At 58.1% G+C, this 16,908-nt stretch carries 14 protein-coding genes and 1 tRNA gene; 12 read left to right on the top strand and 3 right to left on the bottom strand.

Features of this window, described 5'->3' with window-relative positions; genetic code table 11:
• The first annotated feature begins 49 nt into the window (after nt 1–49).
• The 10 genes from ASB65_RS06045 to rpoC all read left to right on the top strand — a co-directional run bounded on the left by ASB65_RS06045 (nt 50) and on the right by rpoC (nt 13,456).
• Entirely contained in the window at nt 50–943 is an 894-nt protein-coding gene (locus tag ASB65_RS06045) for an NAD-dependent epimerase/dehydratase family protein (RefSeq protein ID WP_060723319.1), read from the top strand.
• A gap of 125 nt (nt 944–1,068) precedes the next feature.
• Nucleotides 1,069–1,144, top strand: a tRNA-Trp gene (locus tag ASB65_RS06040).
• 183 nt (nt 1,145–1,327) lie between these two features.
• Entirely contained in the window at nt 1,328–1,528 is a 201-nt protein-coding gene (gene secE / locus ASB65_RS06035; protein ID WP_003507689.1) for a preprotein translocase subunit SecE, read from the top strand.
• Nucleotides 1,529–1,550: 22 nt separating this feature from the next.
• Nucleotides 1,551–2,081, top strand: coding sequence for a transcription termination/antitermination protein NusG (nusG, locus tag ASB65_RS06030; RefSeq protein WP_003507690.1), 531 nt, complete (start codon nt 1,551–1,553; stop codon nt 2,079–2,081).
• A gap of 144 nt (nt 2,082–2,225) precedes the next feature.
• Complete coding sequence (gene rplK, locus ASB65_RS06025; RefSeq protein WP_003507702.1) at nt 2,226–2,657, top strand: 50S ribosomal protein L11; 432 nt, start codon at nt 2,226–2,228, stop codon at nt 2,655–2,657.
• 2 nt (nt 2,658–2,659) lie between these two features.
• A complete protein-coding gene (gene rplA / locus ASB65_RS06020) occupies nt 2,660–3,355 on the top strand; it encodes a 50S ribosomal protein L1 (protein ID WP_003507704.1) in 696 nt (231 codons plus the stop codon).
• Between the two features lie 355 nt (nt 3,356–3,710).
• Nucleotides 3,711–4,229, top strand: a complete 519-nt coding sequence (gene rplJ / locus ASB65_RS06015) for a 50S ribosomal protein L10 (protein WP_003507705.1) — start codon at nt 3,711–3,713, stop codon at nt 4,227–4,229.
• Between the two features lie 59 nt (nt 4,230–4,288).
• Entirely contained in the window at nt 4,289–4,666 is a 378-nt protein-coding gene (gene rplL / locus ASB65_RS06010) for a 50S ribosomal protein L7/L12 (protein WP_003507708.1), read from the top strand.
• A 263-nt stretch (nt 4,667–4,929) separates the two neighbouring features.
• Entirely contained in the window at nt 4,930–9,066 is a 4,137-nt protein-coding gene (gene rpoB, locus ASB65_RS06005) for a DNA-directed RNA polymerase subunit beta (protein ID WP_060723318.1), read from the top strand.
• Nucleotides 9,067–9,247: 181 nt separating this feature from the next.
• Nucleotides 9,248–13,456: a DNA-directed RNA polymerase subunit beta' gene (gene rpoC, locus ASB65_RS06000; protein WP_003507719.1), complete on the top strand. Its 4,209-nt coding sequence runs from the start codon at nt 9,248–9,250 to the stop codon at nt 13,454–13,456.
• A 154-nt stretch (nt 13,457–13,610) separates the two neighbouring features.
• On the opposite strand, the gene ASB65_RS05995 is transcribed toward rpoC, so the two are convergent.
• The 3 genes from ASB65_RS05995 to ASB65_RS05985 all read right to left on the bottom strand — a co-directional run bounded on the left by ASB65_RS05995 (nt 13,611) and on the right by ASB65_RS05985 (nt 15,450).
• Nucleotides 13,611–14,696 (bottom strand): helix-turn-helix transcriptional regulator, encoded by a 1,086-nt coding sequence (locus ASB65_RS05995; RefSeq protein WP_080868446.1) that lies wholly within the window; start codon nt 14,694–14,696, stop codon nt 13,611–13,613.
• Nucleotides 14,697–14,794: 98 nt separating this feature from the next.
• Nucleotides 14,795–15,145 carry a VOC family protein gene (locus tag ASB65_RS05990; protein WP_003507721.1) on the bottom strand — a complete coding sequence of 117 codons (351 nt, stop codon included), beginning with the start codon at nt 15,143–15,145 and terminating at the stop codon, nt 14,795–14,797.
• 11 nt (nt 15,146–15,156) lie between these two features.
• Nucleotides 15,157–15,450 carry a hypothetical protein gene (locus tag ASB65_RS05985; RefSeq protein ID WP_003507722.1) on the bottom strand — a complete coding sequence of 98 codons (294 nt, stop codon included), beginning with the start codon at nt 15,448–15,450 and terminating at the stop codon, nt 15,157–15,159.
• Nucleotides 15,451–15,976: 526 nt separating this feature from the next.
• Here ASB65_RS05985 and rpsL point away from each other — a divergent pair.
• Nucleotides 15,977–16,348, top strand: coding sequence for a 30S ribosomal protein S12 (gene rpsL / locus ASB65_RS05980; RefSeq protein ID WP_003507760.1), 372 nt, complete (start codon nt 15,977–15,979; stop codon nt 16,346–16,348).
• A 77-nt stretch (nt 16,349–16,425) separates the two neighbouring features.
• Nucleotides 16,426–16,896 (top strand): 30S ribosomal protein S7, encoded by a 471-nt coding sequence (rpsG, locus tag ASB65_RS05975; protein WP_003507761.1) that lies wholly within the window; start codon nt 16,426–16,428, stop codon nt 16,894–16,896.
• Nucleotides 16,897–16,908 lie beyond the last annotated feature (12 nt).

Raw genomic sequence — 16,908 nt, 5'->3', positions numbered from 1 at the left:
TCCCTGTCCGGGCTGCTACTTCGTTGCCGGGGAGATGATGAGGAGTATCATGAAGAAGCGCGTTCTATTTACCGGTGGTTCCGGCAAGGCCGGCAGGCATGTGATCCCGTGGCTTATCGACAAGGGTTATGAGGTCCACAACATCGATCTCGTTCCGCTCGACAGGCCGGGCGTCACCAATCTCATTGTCGACATCACCGACAGCGGGCAGGTCTTTAATGCCCTGTCCATGCACAGGAACTTTGCAGAGCTCGAAAGCGGGAAGGGTGTTTTGCCCTATGATGCGGTGATCCACTTCGCCGCGGTTCCGCGCATTCTGATAAAGCCCGACAACGAGACGTTCCGCATCAATACAATGGGAACCTACAACGTCATCGAGGCTGCGGTGAAGCTTGGTATCCGCAAGATCGTCATCGCATCGAGCGAGACCACCTACGGGGTCTGTTTTGCCGAGGGCGAGAAGGATTTCCACCATTTCCCGCTTGAGGAAGACTATGATGTCGATCCGATGGATTCCTACGGGCTGTCGAAGGTGGTGAACGAAAAGACGGCACGGGCATTTGCCGAGCGAAGCGGATGCGACATTTACGCGCTGCGAATCGGCAATGTCATCGAGCCGCATGAATATGAGAAGTTTCCCGGCTTCTTCGCCCGTCCGGAAACGCGCAAACGCAATGCCTGGGGTTACATCGATGCGCGCGATCTTGGCCAGATCTGCCATCTGTGCATCGAAAAGGACGGCCTCGGTTATCAGGTCTTCAACGCCGTCAATGATACAGCGACAGCGACGGTCCCCACGCGCGAGCTTGCGCAGACTTATTTCCCTGACGTGCAATTCCGCCGCGAGATCGGGGATCATGAGGGGTTGATCTCCAACCGCAAGATTCGCGAGGTCCTGGGCTTCAGCGAAGAACATGACTGGCGGAAATACGTTAAAACCTGAGAGGCGCAGGATTTTCGGGGGCGGAGTGGAAAAAACAAAAAACACACTTGCCATTCCTTTCCCTGCACCTTAAAGGAGCGCATACCGAATTGGCCAAGCGATTTCGCGGCCGATTCAGGTGCTGAAGGGGTATAGCTCAGTTGGTAGAGCGGCGGTCTCCAAAACCGCAGGTCGGGGGTTCGAGCCCCTCTGCCCCTGCCACTTTCCATTCGCAAGCGCGGTTTTCGCTGCATGGCAGATGGGGCCGGATTTCCGGCGAATTTCGCCGAATGTCGATTTCCTCTTGTTAAAAGTGGAATCGGTGTTTATGTAAGGTCAAAACAGACACGCGGTGCGTGGGGCTGATTAGTTCGGCTTTACGCGCCGTAATTGCGTGGGCAGTCAATGGCATCCAAAACCAATCCGTTTACGTTTCTGCAGCAGGTTCGCGCCGAAGCGTCAAAAATCACTTGGCCGTCGCGCCGCGAGACCATGATTTCGACGGCTATGGTGCTGGTGATGGTCATTTTTGCGGCTCTGTTCTTCTTTGCTGCTGACCAGCTCATCGGCTGGGTGCTTAGCCTCGTGCTGAACGTCGGCCGGTAACGGATTGAACGGAGAATAAAAAATGGCAGCGCGCTGGTATATCGTTCACGCATATTCGAATTTCGAAAAGAAGGTCGCTGAGTCGATCGAAGAGAAGGCCCGTCAGAAGGGTCTTTCTCATCTGTTCGAGAAAATCCTCGTGCCGACCGAAAAGGTTGTCGAGGTGCGTCGTGGCCGTAAGGTCGACAGCGAGCGCAAGTTCTTTCCAGGTTACGTGCTGGTGCGCGCCAACCTGACGGATGAGGCCTATCACCTCATCAAGAACACGCCGAAGGTTACCGGTTTCCTCGGTTCGGACAGCAAGCCTGTTCCGATTCCCGATTATGAAGCCGAGCGTATCCTCGGTCAGGTTCAGGAAGGTGTCGAGCGTCCGAAGTCTTCGGTTTCGTTCGAGATCGGCGAGCAGGTTCGCGTTTCCGACGGTCCGTTCGCGTCGTTCAACGGCGTTGTTCAGGATGTCGACGAAGAGCGTTCGCGCCTGAAGGTGGAAGTTTCGATTTTCGGCCGCGCTACGCCGGTCGAGCTGGAATACAATCAGGTCGAGAAGGTCTGATTGGCGGGGCAAGACCCCAAGCGCGTGGAAGGCAAACTGGCTCTTTAAGCCGGAGCAGGGCGCCGCACCACGCAACCGCAGCCGCCGGAGCGATCCGGCTTAAGAGAAGCCGGGTAACCGGTTTGAATTGAAAGGCAGAGAGATATGGCTAAGAAAGTTGCAGGCCAGCTCAAGTTGCAGGTAAAGGCCGGGGCGGCCAATCCGTCCCCGCCGATCGGTCCGGCACTTGGTCAGCGTGGCATTAACATCATGGAATTCTGCAAGGCGTTCAATGCCGCCACGCAGGAAATGGAAAAGGGTATGCCGATTCCGGTCGTCATCACCTATTACCAGGACAAGTCCTTCACCTTCGTCATGAAGCAGCCGCCGATGACGTATTGGCTGAAGAAGGAAGCCAAGATCACCTCCGGTTCCAAGACGCCTGGCAAGGGCGCCAAGATCGGCTCCATCACCAAGGCTCAGGTCAAGACGATCGCAGAAGCCAAGATGAAGGATCTGAACGCAGCCGACATCGAAGGCGCAATGGCAATGGTTGAGGGCTCCGCCCGCGCCATGGGCCTGGAAGTGGTAGGTTGATCATGGCCAAGGTAGCAAAGCGCATTCAGAAGATCCGCGAAGGTGTGGATCCCAACAAGCTTTACGTTCTCACCGACGCCATTTCGATGGTCAAGGAACGTGCTGTCGCCAAGTTCGATGAAACCGTTGAAGTTTCGATGAACCTCGGCGTTGACCCGCGCCACGCGGACCAGATGGTTCGTGGCGTTGTCAACCTGCCGAACGGCACGGGCCGTGACGTTCGCGTCGCCGTCTTCGCACGTGGCGCCAAGGCTGATGAAGCCACGGCTGCTGGCGCTGACGTTGTTGGTGCAGAAGAACTGGTTGAAATCGTTCAGGGCGGCAAGATCGACTTCGATCGTTGCATCGCGACCCCGGACATGATGCCGCTCGTCGGCCGTCTCGGCAAGGTACTCGGCCCGCGTGGCATGATGCCGAACCCGAAGGTCGGTACGGTGACCATGGATGTTGCCGGCGCCGTCAAGGCGTCCAAGGGCGGCGCTGTCGAGTTCCGCGTCGAAAAGGCCGGTATCGTACACGCTGGCGTTGGCAAGGCTTCGTTCGACGCCAAGGCTCTTGAGGAAAACATCAAGGCTTTCGCCGATGCCGTCATCAAGGCAAAGCCGGCTGGCGCCAAGGGCAACTACGTCAAGCGCGTCGCCATTTCCTCGACCATGGGTCCGGGCGTCAAGATCGACCCTTCGTCGGTTACGGCTTAATCAATTCTCGCGCTTCCCAAGGGAAGTGTGAATAAAAGAATTTCCGGCTCCCAGGAGCCGGAGATTTCCGGGGAAACCCGGAACTCCTGTCCGAGATTGCGGGTGGCCATTTCCTTCGGGGCCTGGCCTTAATCATTCAACCTGCATGAGACGGGTGAGGCTGGATTTGAGGTATCTGCTGATGCCTGACTGTCCGGTTCGAACCTGGTGTGCCTGTGCCTGAAGCCGTTTGCGGCGACAGAGCGGGGGACAGGATCCTCGAGCGTCGCTCGGGATCTTTGTAAAAAGGTCCCTTGGGGCAAAGGCAAACCCGACGGGTTCACAATCATGTGGTCCCGTCTACTGGAGACAGACAGTGGAAAGAGCGGAAAAACGCGAATTCGTCACGGAGCTGAACGAAGTCTTCAAGGCTTCCGGTTCGGTTGTCGTGGCCCACTATGCTGGTGTCACCGTTGCGCAGATGAACGACTTCCGTTCGAAGATGCGCGCTGCCGGAGGCACCGTCAAGGTCGCGAAGAACCGCCTGGCCAAGATCGCTCTTCAGGGCACGGAGTCGGAAGGGATGACAAATCTCTTCAAGGGCCAGACGCTGATTGCATACAGCGTCGACCCGATGATCGCTCCGAAAGTCGTCATGGATTTCGCAAAGACCAACGACAAGGTCGTTGTTCTCGGTGGTTCCATGGGTGCAACCACGCTCAACGCCGAAGCAGTCAAGTCGCTTGCGACCCTGCCTTCGCTGGACGAGCTGCGCGCAAAGCTGCTGGGCCTTCTCAATGCCCCGGCAACTCGCGTCGCTACGGTTGTCGCCGCACCTGCAAGCCAGCTGGCACGGGTGTTCTCGGCTTACGCCAAGAAGGACGAAGCCGCTTAAGGCGGTTTTTCGCTGTAAATATTCAAACTGGTTCGAACTGAACAAAAGGAACTATCAAAATGGCTGATCTCGCAAAGATCGTAGAAGACCTCTCCACCCTGACCGTTCTGGAAGCTGCAGAACTGTCGAAGCTTCTCGAAGAAAAGTGGGGCGTTTCCGCTGCTGCTCCGGTAGCTGTTGCTGCTGCTGGCGGTGCTGGCGTTGCTGCTGCTGTTGAAGAAGAAAAGACTGAATTCGACGTGATCCTGGTTGACGCTGGCGCCAACAAGATCAACGTCATCAAGGAAGTCCGCGCTATCACGGGCCTCGGCCTGAAGGAAGCCAAGGACCTCGTTGAAGGCGCTCCGAAGGCTGTCAAGGAAGCTGTTTCCAAGGCTGAAGCTGCTGATCTCAAGAAGAAGCTTGAAGAAGCCGGCGCTAAGGTCGACGTTAAGTAATCTTGCGATTGCTGGCGGGAAGGGGCTCCATGCCCCTTTCCGTCGTCATCGTTTTTAAAACTCATTACCCAAAAGCCGCGTGAAAATGGCTTTTGGGTAATGGGTTCTTCAAGAGAATGGTTCCGAACCGGCTCATCTAGGCAATCCGGCCTGATCGATCCGGGATGTGGAACGAGATTGATGACACCCATTGCTTGACGGGATCGACTGGCCATCGGTTCCCGTCCGTTGCAGGCCCGGATGCAATTTTTAAAGGAGCGACGATGGCTCAGACCCTTTCGTTTAACGGTCGCAGGCGCGTACGCAAGTTTTTCGGCAAAATTCCAGAAGTAGCGGAAATGCCGAACCTCATCGAGGTTCAGAAGGCTTCGTACGACCAGTTTCTCATGGTTGACGAGCCCAAGGGTGGCCGTCCCGACGAGGGATTGAATGCCGTATTCAAGTCCGTATTCCCGATCACCGATTTTTCCGGCGCCTCCATGCTCGAATTCGTGTCCTACGAATTCGAAGCGCCGAAGTTCGACGTAGAGGAATGCCGTCAGCGCGATCTGACCTATGCAGCGCCGCTGAAGGTGACGCTGCGCCTCATCGTGTTCGATATCGATGAAGATACGGGCGCGAAGTCCATCAAGGACATCAAGGAACAGTCCGTCTACATGGGCGACATGCCGCTCATGACCAATAACGGTACGTTCATCGTCAACGGCACCGAGCGCGTCATCGTTTCGCAGATGCACCGTTCGCCGGGCGTGTTCTTCGATCACGACAAGGGCAAGAGCCATTCTTCCGGCAAGCTGCTTTTCGCTGCCCGCGTTATCCCGTATCGCGGTTCCTGGCTCGACATCGAATTCGACGCCAAGGACATCGTCTATGCGCGTATCGACCGTCGCCGCAAGCTGCCCGTGACCTCGCTCCTGATGGCGCTCGGCATGGACGGCGAAGAAATCCTGTCGACCTTCTATACCAAGGCTACCTACGAGCGCGCCGGTGACGGCTGGCGTATCCCGTTCCAGCCTGACGCGCTGAAGAATGCCAAGGTCATCACCGACATGATCGACGCCGACACCGGCGAAGTTGTTGTCGAGGGTGGCAAGAAGCTGACCCCGCGCCTTATCCGCCAGCTCGTCGACAAGGGCCTGAAGGCGCTTAAGGCGACTGACGAAGACCTCTACGGAAACTTCCTGGCCGAAGACATCGTCAACTACGAGACGGGTGAAATCTATCTCGAAGCTGGCGACGAAATCGACGAGAAGACGCTTGGCCTGATCCTTCAGTCCGGCTTCGACGAGATTCCGGTTCTCAACATCGACCACGTCAATGTTGGCGCCTACATCCGTAACACGCTCTCCGTTGACAAGAACCAGAACCGCCAGGAAGCGCTGTTCGACATCTACCGCGTCATGCGTCCGGGCGAACCGCCGACCATGGACTCCGCGGAAGCGATGTTCAACTCGCTGTTCTTCGATGCAGAGCGTTACGATCTCTCGGCTGTTGGCCGCGTGAAGATGAACATGCGTCTCGACCTCGATGCGGAAGACACCGTGCGCACGCTGCGCAAGGAAGACATCCTCGCCGTCGTCAAGATGCTGGTCGAACTGCGCGACGGCAAGGGCGAAATCGACGACATCGACAACCTCGGCAACCGCCGTGTGCGTTCGGTCGGCGAGCTGATGGAAAACCAGTACCGCCTCGGGCTTCTGCGCATGGAACGTGCGATCAAGGAACGTATGTCCTCGATCGAAATCGACACCGTGATGCCGCAGGACCTGATCAATGCGAAGCCGGCAGCTGCCGCCGTTCGCGAATTCTTCGGTTCCTCGCAGCTGTCGCAGTTCATGGACCAGGTGAACCCGCTTTCGGAAATCACCCACAAGCGCCGTCTTTCGGCTCTTGGACCGGGTGGTCTGACCCGTGAGCGCGCCGGCTTCGAAGTCCGCGACGTTCACCCGACCCACTACGGCCGTATTTGCCCGATCGAAACGCCGGAAGGCCCGAACATCGGTCTGATCAACTCGCTTGCCACCTTTGCCCGCGTCAACAAGTACGGCTTCATCGAAAGCCCGTACCGCAAGATCATCGACGGCAAGGTGACGACCGACGTTATCTACCTCTCCGCCATGGAAGAGGCCAAGTACTACGTCGCACAGGCCAATGCCGAACTCGATGGCGAAGGCGCCTTCACTGAAGAGTTCGTCGTCTGCCGTCACTCGGGCGAAGTTATGCTCGCACCGCGCGACAACATCAACCTGATGGACGTTTCGCCGAAGCAGCTCGTTTCGGTCGCGGCGGCTCTCATTCCGTTCCTGGAAAACGACGACGCCAACCGCGCTCTCATGGGCTCGAACATGCAGCGTCAGGCCGTTCCGCTTCTGCGGGCGGAAGCGCCGTTCGTCGGCACAGGCATGGAACCGATCGTTGCCCGTGACTCCGGCGCTGCCATCGCGGCTCGCCGCGGCGGTGTCGTCGACCAGGTGGATGCGACCCGTATCGTTATCCGCGCTACGGAAGAACTCGATGCCGGCAAGTCGGGCGTCGATATCTACCGTCTGCAGAAGTTCCAGCGTTCGAACCAGAACACCTGCGTCAACCAGCGTCCGCTGGTCTCCGTCGGCGATGTTATCTCCAAGAGCGACATCATCGCGGACGGCCCGTCGACCGACCTCGGCGATCTGGCACTTGGCCGCAACGCGCTCGTCGCGTTCATGCCCTGGAACGGCTACAACTACGAAGACTCGATCCTGATGTCGGAACGTATCGTTTCCGACGACGTGTTCACCTCCATCCACATCGAAGAATTCGAAGTGATGGCGCGTGATACGAAGCTTGGTCCGGAAGAAATCACGCGCGACATTCCGAACGTTTCGGAAGAAGCGCTGAAGAACCTCGACGAAGCCGGTATCGTTTACATCGGTGCGGAAGTTCAGCCGGGCGACATCCTCGTCGGCAAGATCACGCCGAAGGGCGAAAGCCCGATGACGCCGGAAGAAAAGCTTCTGCGCGCCATCTTCGGTGAAAAGGCTTCCGACGTTCGCGACACCTCCATGCGCATGCCTCCGGGCACGTTTGGTACCGTTGTGGAAGTCCGCGTCTTCAACCGTCACGGTGTGGAGAAGGACGAGCGCGCGATGGCAATCGAGCGCGAAGAGATCGAACGTCTGGCGAAGGACCGCGACGACGAACAGGCAATTCTTGACCGTAACGTCTACGGCCGCCTGATCGACATGCTGCGTGGTCACGTTTCCATCGCCGGTCCGAAGGGCTTCAAGAAGGGCGTCGAGCTTTCCAACGCCGTCGTCTCCGAATATCCCCGCTCGCAGTGGTGGATGTTCGCGGTCGAGGACGAAAAGGCTCAGTCCGAACTGGAAGCGCTTCGCGGCCAGTACGACGAATCCAAGTCGCGCCTTGAACAGCGCTTCATGGACAAGGTCGAAAAGGTCCAGCGCGGCGATGAAATGCCTCCGGGCGTCATGAAGATGGTCAAGGTCTTTGTTGCTGTGAAGCGCAAGATCCAGCCGGGCGACAAGATGGCCGGCCGTCACGGTAACAAGGGCGTCGTCTCGCGTATCGTTCCGGTCGAAGACATGCCGTTCCTCGAAGATGGCACGCATGTCGACATCTGCTTGAACCCGCTCGGCGTGCCTTCGCGCATGAACGTCGGCCAGATCCTCGAAACCCACCTCGCATGGGCATGCGCTGGTATGGGCAAGAAGATCGGCGAGATGCTCGAAGAGTATCACAAGACGCTGGACATCAGCGAGCTTCGTACCGAGCTTACCGAAATCTATGCGAGTGAATCGCATGATGAGGTACAGCGCTTTGACGATGCGTCGCTGGTCAAGCTTGCCGAAGAAGCCAAGCGCGGTGTTTCCATCGCGACCCCGGTCTTCGACGGTGCGCATGAGCCAGACGTTGCCGCGATGCTGAAGAGGGCAGGTCTGCAAGAATCCGGTCAGTCCGTTCTTTATGACGGTCGTACCGGTGAGCAGTTCGACCGCCAGGTCACCGTCGGCTACATGTACATGATCAAGCTGAACCACCTTGTTGACGACAAGATCCACGCTCGCTCGATCGGTCCTTACTCGCTCGTTACCCAGCAGCCGCTGGGCGGCAAGGCGCAGTTCGGCGGACAGCGCTTCGGGGAAATGGAAGTCTGGGCACTGGAAGCATACGGCGCGGCTTACACGCTGCAGGAAATGCTCACCGTCAAGTCGGACGACGTGGCGGGCCGCACCAAGGTCTACGAGGCGATCGTCCGTGGTGACGATACGTTCGAGGCCGGCATTCCGGAGAGCTTCAACGTTCTCGTCAAGGAAATGCGGTCGCTCGGCCTTTCGGTCGAACTGGAGAACTCGAAGGTCGAGAACCAGTCCGAGGATCAGCTGCCCGACGCAGCGGAATAAAATTGAGAGAGGTGGGCGCCTTTTAGGCGCCTGCCGGTTCCTCCGGCAGCCTGCGGTTGCCGAGGGACACTTTCGCCGCATTGTGCGGTTAATCCGTATTTAAAGCTCTGGACGGTGACCCGGGAAGAAGCCGGTCCAGATGCAAACAGGGGCAGCAGCTAGCCTCTCAAGGAGACAAGGCATGAACCAAGAGGTCATGAATCTTTTCAATCCTCAGGTGCCTGCGCAGCATTTCGATTCCATCCGGATTTCGATCGCTTCGCCGGAAAAAATCCTGTCGTGGTCCTACGGCGAGATCAAGAAGCCGGAAACCATCAACTATCGTACGTTCAAGCCGGAACGCGACGGTCTTTTCTGCGCGCGCATTTTCGGACCGATCAAGGACTACGAGTGCCTGTGCGGCAAGTACAAGCGCATGAAGTACAAGGGCATCATCTGCGAAAAGTGCGGCGTCGAAGTGACGCTGTCGCGCGTTCGCCGTGAGCGCATGGGCCATATCGAGCTCGCAGCGCCCGTTGCCCATATCTGGTTCCTGAAGTCGCTTCCCTCGCGTATCTCGACCTTGCTCGACATGACGCTGAAGGATGTCGAACGCGTTCTCTATTTCGAGAACTACATCGTCACCGAACCGGGCCTCACCTCGATGAAGCAGAACCAGCTTCTGTCCGAGGAAGAGTACATGATTGCCGTTGACGAGTTCGGCGAAGACCAGTTCACCGCCATGATCGGCGCTGAAGCCATCTATGAGATGCTGGCTTCGATGAACCTCGAAAAGATCGCTGGCGACCTGCGTGCCGAACTTGCTGAGACCACGTCTGATCTCAAGCAGAAGAAGCTGATGAAGCGCCTGAAGATCGTCGAGAACTTCATGGAGTCGGGCAACCGTCCGGAATGGATGATCATGAAGGTCGTTCCGGTCATTCCGCCGGACCTGCGCCCGCTGGTTCCGCTGGATGGCGGCCGTTTTGCGACGTCCGACCTCAACGATCTCTATCGTCGCGTCATCAACCGTAACAACCGTCTGAAGCGCCTGATCGAGCTTCGTGCGCCTGGCATCATCATCCGCAACGAAAAGCGTATGTTGCAGGAATCCGTCGATGCGCTGTTCGACAACGGCCGTCGCGGCCGCGTCATCACGGGCGCCAACAAGCGTCCGCTGAAGTCGCTCTCCGACATGCTCAAGGGCAAGCAGGGCCGCTTCCGCCAGAACCTTCTCGGCAAGCGCGTCGACTATTCCGGTCGTTCGGTTATCGTGACCGGTCCGGAACTGAAGCTGCACCAGTGCGGCCTGCCGAAGAAGATGGCGCTCGAACTGTTCAAGCCGTTCATCTATGCCCGCCTCGACGCCAAGGGTTACTCCTCGACCGTCAAGCAGGCCAAGAAGCTGGTCGAAAAGGAAAAGCCTGAAGTTTGGGATATCCTCGACGAGGTCATCCGCGAACATCCGGTTCTCCTGAACCGCGCACCGACGCTGCACCGTCTGGGTATCCAGGCTTTCGAACCCATGCTGGTCGAAGGCAAGGCCATCCAGCTGCACCCGCTCGTCTGCACGGCCTTCAACGCCGACTTCGACGGTGACCAGATGGCTGTTCACGTTCCGCTTTCGCTGGAAGCCCAGCTGGAAGCGCGCGTGTTGATGATGTCGACCAACAACATCCTGCATCCGGCAAACGGCCACCCGATCATCGTTCCTTCGCAGGACATGGTTCTCGGCCTGTATTACCTGTCGATCATGAACCAGAACGAGCCGGGCGAAGGCATGGCCTTCTCGGATATCGGCGAACTGCATCACGCGCTTGAAAACAAGGTCGTGACGCTGCATGCCAAGATCCGTGGTCGCTTCAAGACCGTGGATGCCGACGGCAAGCCGGTTTCCAAGATCCATGAAACGACCCCTGGCCGTATGCTGATTGGCGAACTTCTGCCGAAGAACGTCAACGTGCCTTTCGACGTCTGCAACCAGGAAATGACCAAGAAGAACATCTCCAAGATGATCGACACGGTCTACCGTCATTGCGGCCAGAAAGACACGGTTATCTTCTGCGACCGCATCATGCAGCTCGGCTTTGCCCATGCCTGCCGCGCCGGCATTTCGTTCGGCAAGGACGACATGGTCATTCCGGACAGCAAGGTGAAGATCGTCGGTGACACCGAAGCTCTCGTGAAGGAATACGAACAGCAGTATAATGATGGTCTCATCACCCAGGGCGAAAAGTACAACAAGGTTGTCGACGCCTGGGGCAAGGCTACCGAAAAGGTCGCCGAAGAAATGATGGCACGCATCAAGGCTGTCGAGTTCGATCCGGAAACGGGCCGCCAGAAGCCGATGAACTCCATCTACATGATGTCCCACTCGGGCGCCCGTGGTTCTCCGAACCAGATGCGTCAGCTGGGCGGCATGCGCGGCCTGATGGCGAAGCCGTCGGGTGAAATCATCGAGACGCCGATCATCTCGAACTTCAAGGAAGGCCTGACCGTTAACGAGTACTTCAACTCGACCCACGGTGCCCGTAAGGGTCTGGCAGACACCGCCTTGAAGACGGCGAACTCGGGTTACCTTACCCGTCGTCTCGTCGACGTCGCGCAGGATTGCATCGTCAACTCCGTGGATTGCGGCACCGACAAGGGCCTCACCATGACCGCCATCGTCGATGCCGGTCAGGTTGTTGCCTCGCTTGGCGCACGTATCCTCGGCCGTACGGCTCTGGACGATATCGATCATCCGGTTTCCGGCGAGAACATCGTCAAGGCCGGCACGCTTATCGATGAGGCCGATGTGGCCGCCATCGAAAAGGCGGGCATCCAGTCCGTTCGCATCCGCTCTGCTTTGACCTGCGAAGTGCAGATCGGCGTCTGCGGCGTCTGCTACGGTCGTGACCTTGCACGCGGTACGCCTGTCAACATGGGCGAAGCCGTTGGCGTCATCGCCGCACAGTCGATCGGTGAACCGGGCACGCAGCTCACCATGCGTACCTTCCACCTTGGCGGTACGGCGAACGTGGTCGACCAGTCGTTCCTCGAAGCGTCGTATGAAGGCACGATCCAGATCAAGAACCGCAACATCCTGCGGAACTCGGAAGGCGTTCTCATCGCCATGGGTCGTAACATGTCCGTTACGATCCTTGATGAGCGCGGCGCGGAACGTTCCTCGCAGCGTGTCGCTTACGGTTCGAAGATCTTCGTGGATGATGGCGACAAGGTTAAGCGTGGCCAGCGTCTTGCAGAGTGGGACCCCTACACCCGTCCGATGATGACGGAAGTGGAAGGTACCGTTCACTTCGAAGACCTCGTCGACGGTCTCTCCGTTCTGGAAGCGACCGACGAATCCACCGGCATCACCAAGCGTCAGGTCATTGACTGGCGTTCGACGCCGCGCGGTTCGGACTTGAAGCCCGCGATCATCATCAAGGACGCTTCCGGCGCTGTGGCGAAGCTTAGCCGTGGTGGCGAAGCCCGCTTCCATCTGTCCGTGGACGCGATCCTGTCGGTCGAGCCGGGTTCCAAGGTCTCCCAGGGTGACGTGCTTGCACGTTCGCCGCTGGAAAGCGCCAAGACGAAGGACATCACCGGTGGTCTGCCGCGCGTTGCCGAACTGTTCGAAGCACGTCGTCCGAAGGATCACGCCATCATCGCCGAGATCGATGGTACGATCCGCCTCGGCCGCGACTACAAGAACAAGCGTCGCGTGATGATCGAGCCTGCGGAAGACGGCGTCGAGCCGGTCGAATACCTGATTCCGAAGGGCAAGCCCTTCCATCTTCAGGAAGGCGACTACATCGAGAAGGGCGAATACATTCTCGACGGCAACCCGGCGCCGCACGACATTCTGGCGATCAAGGGCGTGGAGGCTCTGGCTTCCTACCTCGTGAACGAAATCCAGGAAGTCTATCGACTCCAGGGCGTTGTGATCAACGACAAGCACATCGAGGTGATCGTTCGCCAGATGCTGCAGAAGGTTGAAATCACCGATGCTGGCGACAGCCAGTACATCGTTGGCGACAACGTCGATCGCATCGAGCTTGACGACAACAACGACCGCCTGATCGAAGAAGGCAAGAAGCCTGCCTATGGCGAGCCGGTTCTGCTCGGCATCACCAAGGCTTCGCTGCAGACGCCGTCCTTCATCTCGGCCGCATCCTTCCAGGAAACCACCAAGGTTCTCACGGAAGCTGCGATCGCCGGCAAGACGGACACGCTGCAGGGCCTCAAGGAAAACGTCATCGTCGGCCGTCTCATCCCGGCCGGTACCGGCGGCACCATGACGCAGATCCGCCGCATCGCCACCTCGCGCGACGACCTCATCCTCGAGGAACGCCGCAAGGGTACGGGTGCAGGCTCTGCGAACCAGATGCTGCAGGACATGACGGACCAGGCTCCGGCCGCCGAATAAGGTCAGACAGGGCAGGGGCTTTACGAAGCCCCGCCAAAGGTTCAATGGAAACGCCCGGAGCAATCCGGGCGTTTTTGTTTGTGTGGAAGCCACCGGCGAGTCAGCGCGATTTTACGATTTGTCTTTGAGATTATCTTCAGCCGCGCGGCGAGGGTCAGCTCTGTTCGCGGATGTTATAGCGGGTGAGAACGGAGAGCCGGCGAACGAGATCAGTTTGGCCGGTGCTGCCAGTCTTCGCATAGATCGACTTGGCGTTGCTGCGCACCGTTTCATGGGAAATCTGCAATTGCTTCGCCACGGCGGGAAGCGAGAGCCCCTTCATGATTTCCAGAGCCACGCGGGCCTCGCCCTTGGTGAGATCGTATAGCCCTTTTAACAGTGACGTTGCATCGGTGATGGTGCCCATGGGTTGCGATATCAGCACGATGGCGGAACCTTTCGGGGACAAATCCAGTGCGTTCCTGCGCAACGGTATGACGTGGAGGATGCAGGACCGATCTTCGCCGGTCGGGAGGGGGAAAGAGCCGACATTATCTCCGGCGAGCGCCTTATAGAGCAGCCGGTTTACTCTTTCGTCTGACACCACGATCCTGTCGCGGGCACGGGTGGAAATACATTTCCTGAGAGAGAGAAACATGTCGTTTGCGGAGAGGATACGCCCGCTCGCCTGTAGCACCGCCGCTGGCGCGCCTATGGCGTTCAGCCCGAGCGTCATGGCGTCGGCCTTCTGTCGCTGCAGCCGGGTTGCGAGGGTGAGGCTGCGGGCAATGTGTGGCCTCAGCCGGCCCAGCGCCGCCATGGTTTCCGGCCCGATGACGCCGCTATCGAGTTTGCGTTCGAAAAGCACTGTCATTTCCGGATGATCCGGTGGCGCAATCTGCGTTGCCGCGCCATATCCCAATCCGCGCGGCATCAGGAAGTCACGCACGATCGGCAATCCGGCCCATTCGTCATGGGTGAAGACGTCAAAATCCTGTACGAAGGAAAACTGTCCTTCGCGGATTGCGCGGGTTAGGCGATCGTTGCGCCTGTTCCAGCCGCCTTCCATGAAGGCCTGCATCACGTCCTGCAGATTGGGGGTAAAGAGCCATGCCTCTTCCTCACCCTTGCCCCAGGTAAGCGCACCGCCCCAGAAATCCAGGCGGTTACCGATTGTCTCTATGACCTCAGCCCAGCGATCAGGGAAAAGTGCCGCCTCGTAAATGTCATCGATAATGTCTGCTGAAGATATATTATCCAACCCGCCACCGGAATTTTGCGCCGGTACTATTGTAAGCTCATATTTTGGTATTGTTCAACGGATAAAGAAATAATACTATTGTATTAAAAGTATATAATCTATGAGTGACTTAATATATTGATAAGTTTGCCGAAGGGGTCGCGCACGAAAAGGCGGCGTACGCCCCATGCCTCGACGGCGGGGCCGTATTCGATGGGCAGCCCGGCCTTCAGGATTCTGGCGTGGACCTCCTCGAAATCATCAACCTCGATCGAAAGGTCCGGCACATCATTGCCGGAGCCGCCTTCACTTGCGAAGCTGACCTGTGCTCTTGCTTCGAGCGGGCTGGCATGGGTGACGATCCAGCCGTGATCCATGGCGACGGGCATGCCGAGAATATCGCAATAAAACGCCTTCGCCCGCGCTGGGTCGGGCGTTTCTATATTGGCGACGACCCGTCTTACCGCCATGGATTTGCGCCTCAGGCGAAACGGATGATGGCGACTTCGCCTTCGAGCGCGCCCTGATAGGCGGAAGCGTGCGGCTCTTCATCGGGAACTTCGGTCAGCATGCCGATCTGGTCGAGGTCCGCTTCGATGAAGCCTTCCTCGGAAAGCGCGTTCAGCGTTTCGCGCACGGCGGTATCGTCGTCCGGCGCCCGCAAAATGACGTGGATGTCGATGCCTTCGGAATTGTCGTGCTCATAGGCCTTGCCGATGACGATGAAGACCATCGGCTCTTCGCGTCCGTTGTCGTTGTCGGGGAGGGTGCTCATGACGCGGTTCCTTGATCATTCGTTGCTGTAATGGGGGCCGATGGAATCGGTTCCGCCCGTGGCGGCGCTGCTCCGGCTCGCCACAGGGAATCAATAGACGGATTTTATGAAAAGCCAAAGCGTGGAGGTCGAAATCGCAACCTTCTGCGCCGACTTATGTTAAAGCTGGCTGGAAATGGCCCGGACGCGGGCTTCGTGGCCGCGGGCGCGCGGGCAAAATGCGGATTCGCCCTTGACGAAAGCTGGCTAAAACAGTAGTACGCCCGCCATCGGAGCCTCTGTGGGTGCTGGCCGTTCGGAAAGCTTTTTCCCGAACATCATCTCAAACGGGTCTCCATTGCACGTAGAAGACACGAATGTTGCACGCAAGACGCCTCATCCGGTGTCCTCTGCTCTTGGTGGTCCATCCGTGAAACCGGATCGGGCCACGTTTTGCGCATGAGGATATATGCGTGCATCGTCGCCGGCAACGGCATAGCCGCCACCCGTGAGGGTGGCTTAAGTAGTTTTTGCAAGGGATGGTTATATGCCTACCGTAAACCAGCTGATCCGCAAGCCTCGCCAGGCACAGGTAAAGCGCAACAAGGTTCCTGCTCTTCAGGAAAACCCGCAGAAGCGTGGTGTTTGCACCCGCGTTTACACGACGACCCCGAAGAAGCCGAACTCGGCTCTGCGTAAGGTTGCCAAGATCCGCCTCACCAACGGCTTCGAAGTCATCGGTTACATTCCGGGCGAAGGTCACAACCTTCAGGAACACTCCGTGGTCATGATCCGCGGCGGCCGCGTAAAGGACTTGCCGGGTGTGCGTTACCACATCATCCGCGGTGTTCTCGATACCCAGGGCGTCAAGAACCGCAAGCAGCGCCGCTCCAAGTACGGTGCGAAGCGTCCGAAGTAATTCGGGTTTAACAAATTCCGGCGCTGCGCGAGGTTCTCCGCGTGGTAAAGCGTCAATAACATTGAGAGACAAAAAATATGTCCCGTCGCCATAGTGCAGAAAAGCGTGAGATCAACCCGGACCCGAAGTTCGGCGATCTGGTCGTCACCAAGTTCATGAACGCCATCATGCTTCACGGCAAGAAGTCGGTCGCAGAAAGCATCGTTTACGGCGCGTTCGACGTCGTTCAGGGCAAGACGAAGCAGGAGCCGCTCGGCGTGTTCCACTCCGCCCTCGACAACGTTGCTCCGCACGTTGAAGTGCGTTCGCGCCGCGTTGGTGGTGCCACCTATCAGGTTCCCGTCGACGTTCGTCCCGAGCGCCGTCAGGCTCTCGCTATTCGCTGGCTGATCACGGCTGCCCGCAAGCGCAACGAAACGACCATGGTCGATCGCCTTTCCGGCGAACTCATGGACGCTGCGAACAACCGCGGTTCTGCTGTCAAGAAGCGCGAAGACACGCACAAGATGGCCGACGCCAACCGCGCATTCTCGCATTACCGCTGGTAATCTTAACCGGTC

This window comes from Agrobacterium tumefaciens str. B6, from assembly GCF_001541315.1.
In the GTDB taxonomy this organism is placed as follows: domain Bacteria; phylum Pseudomonadota; class Alphaproteobacteria; order Rhizobiales; family Rhizobiaceae; genus Agrobacterium; species Agrobacterium radiobacter.
This window is presented reverse-complemented; position numbering and strand designations above follow the sequence as displayed.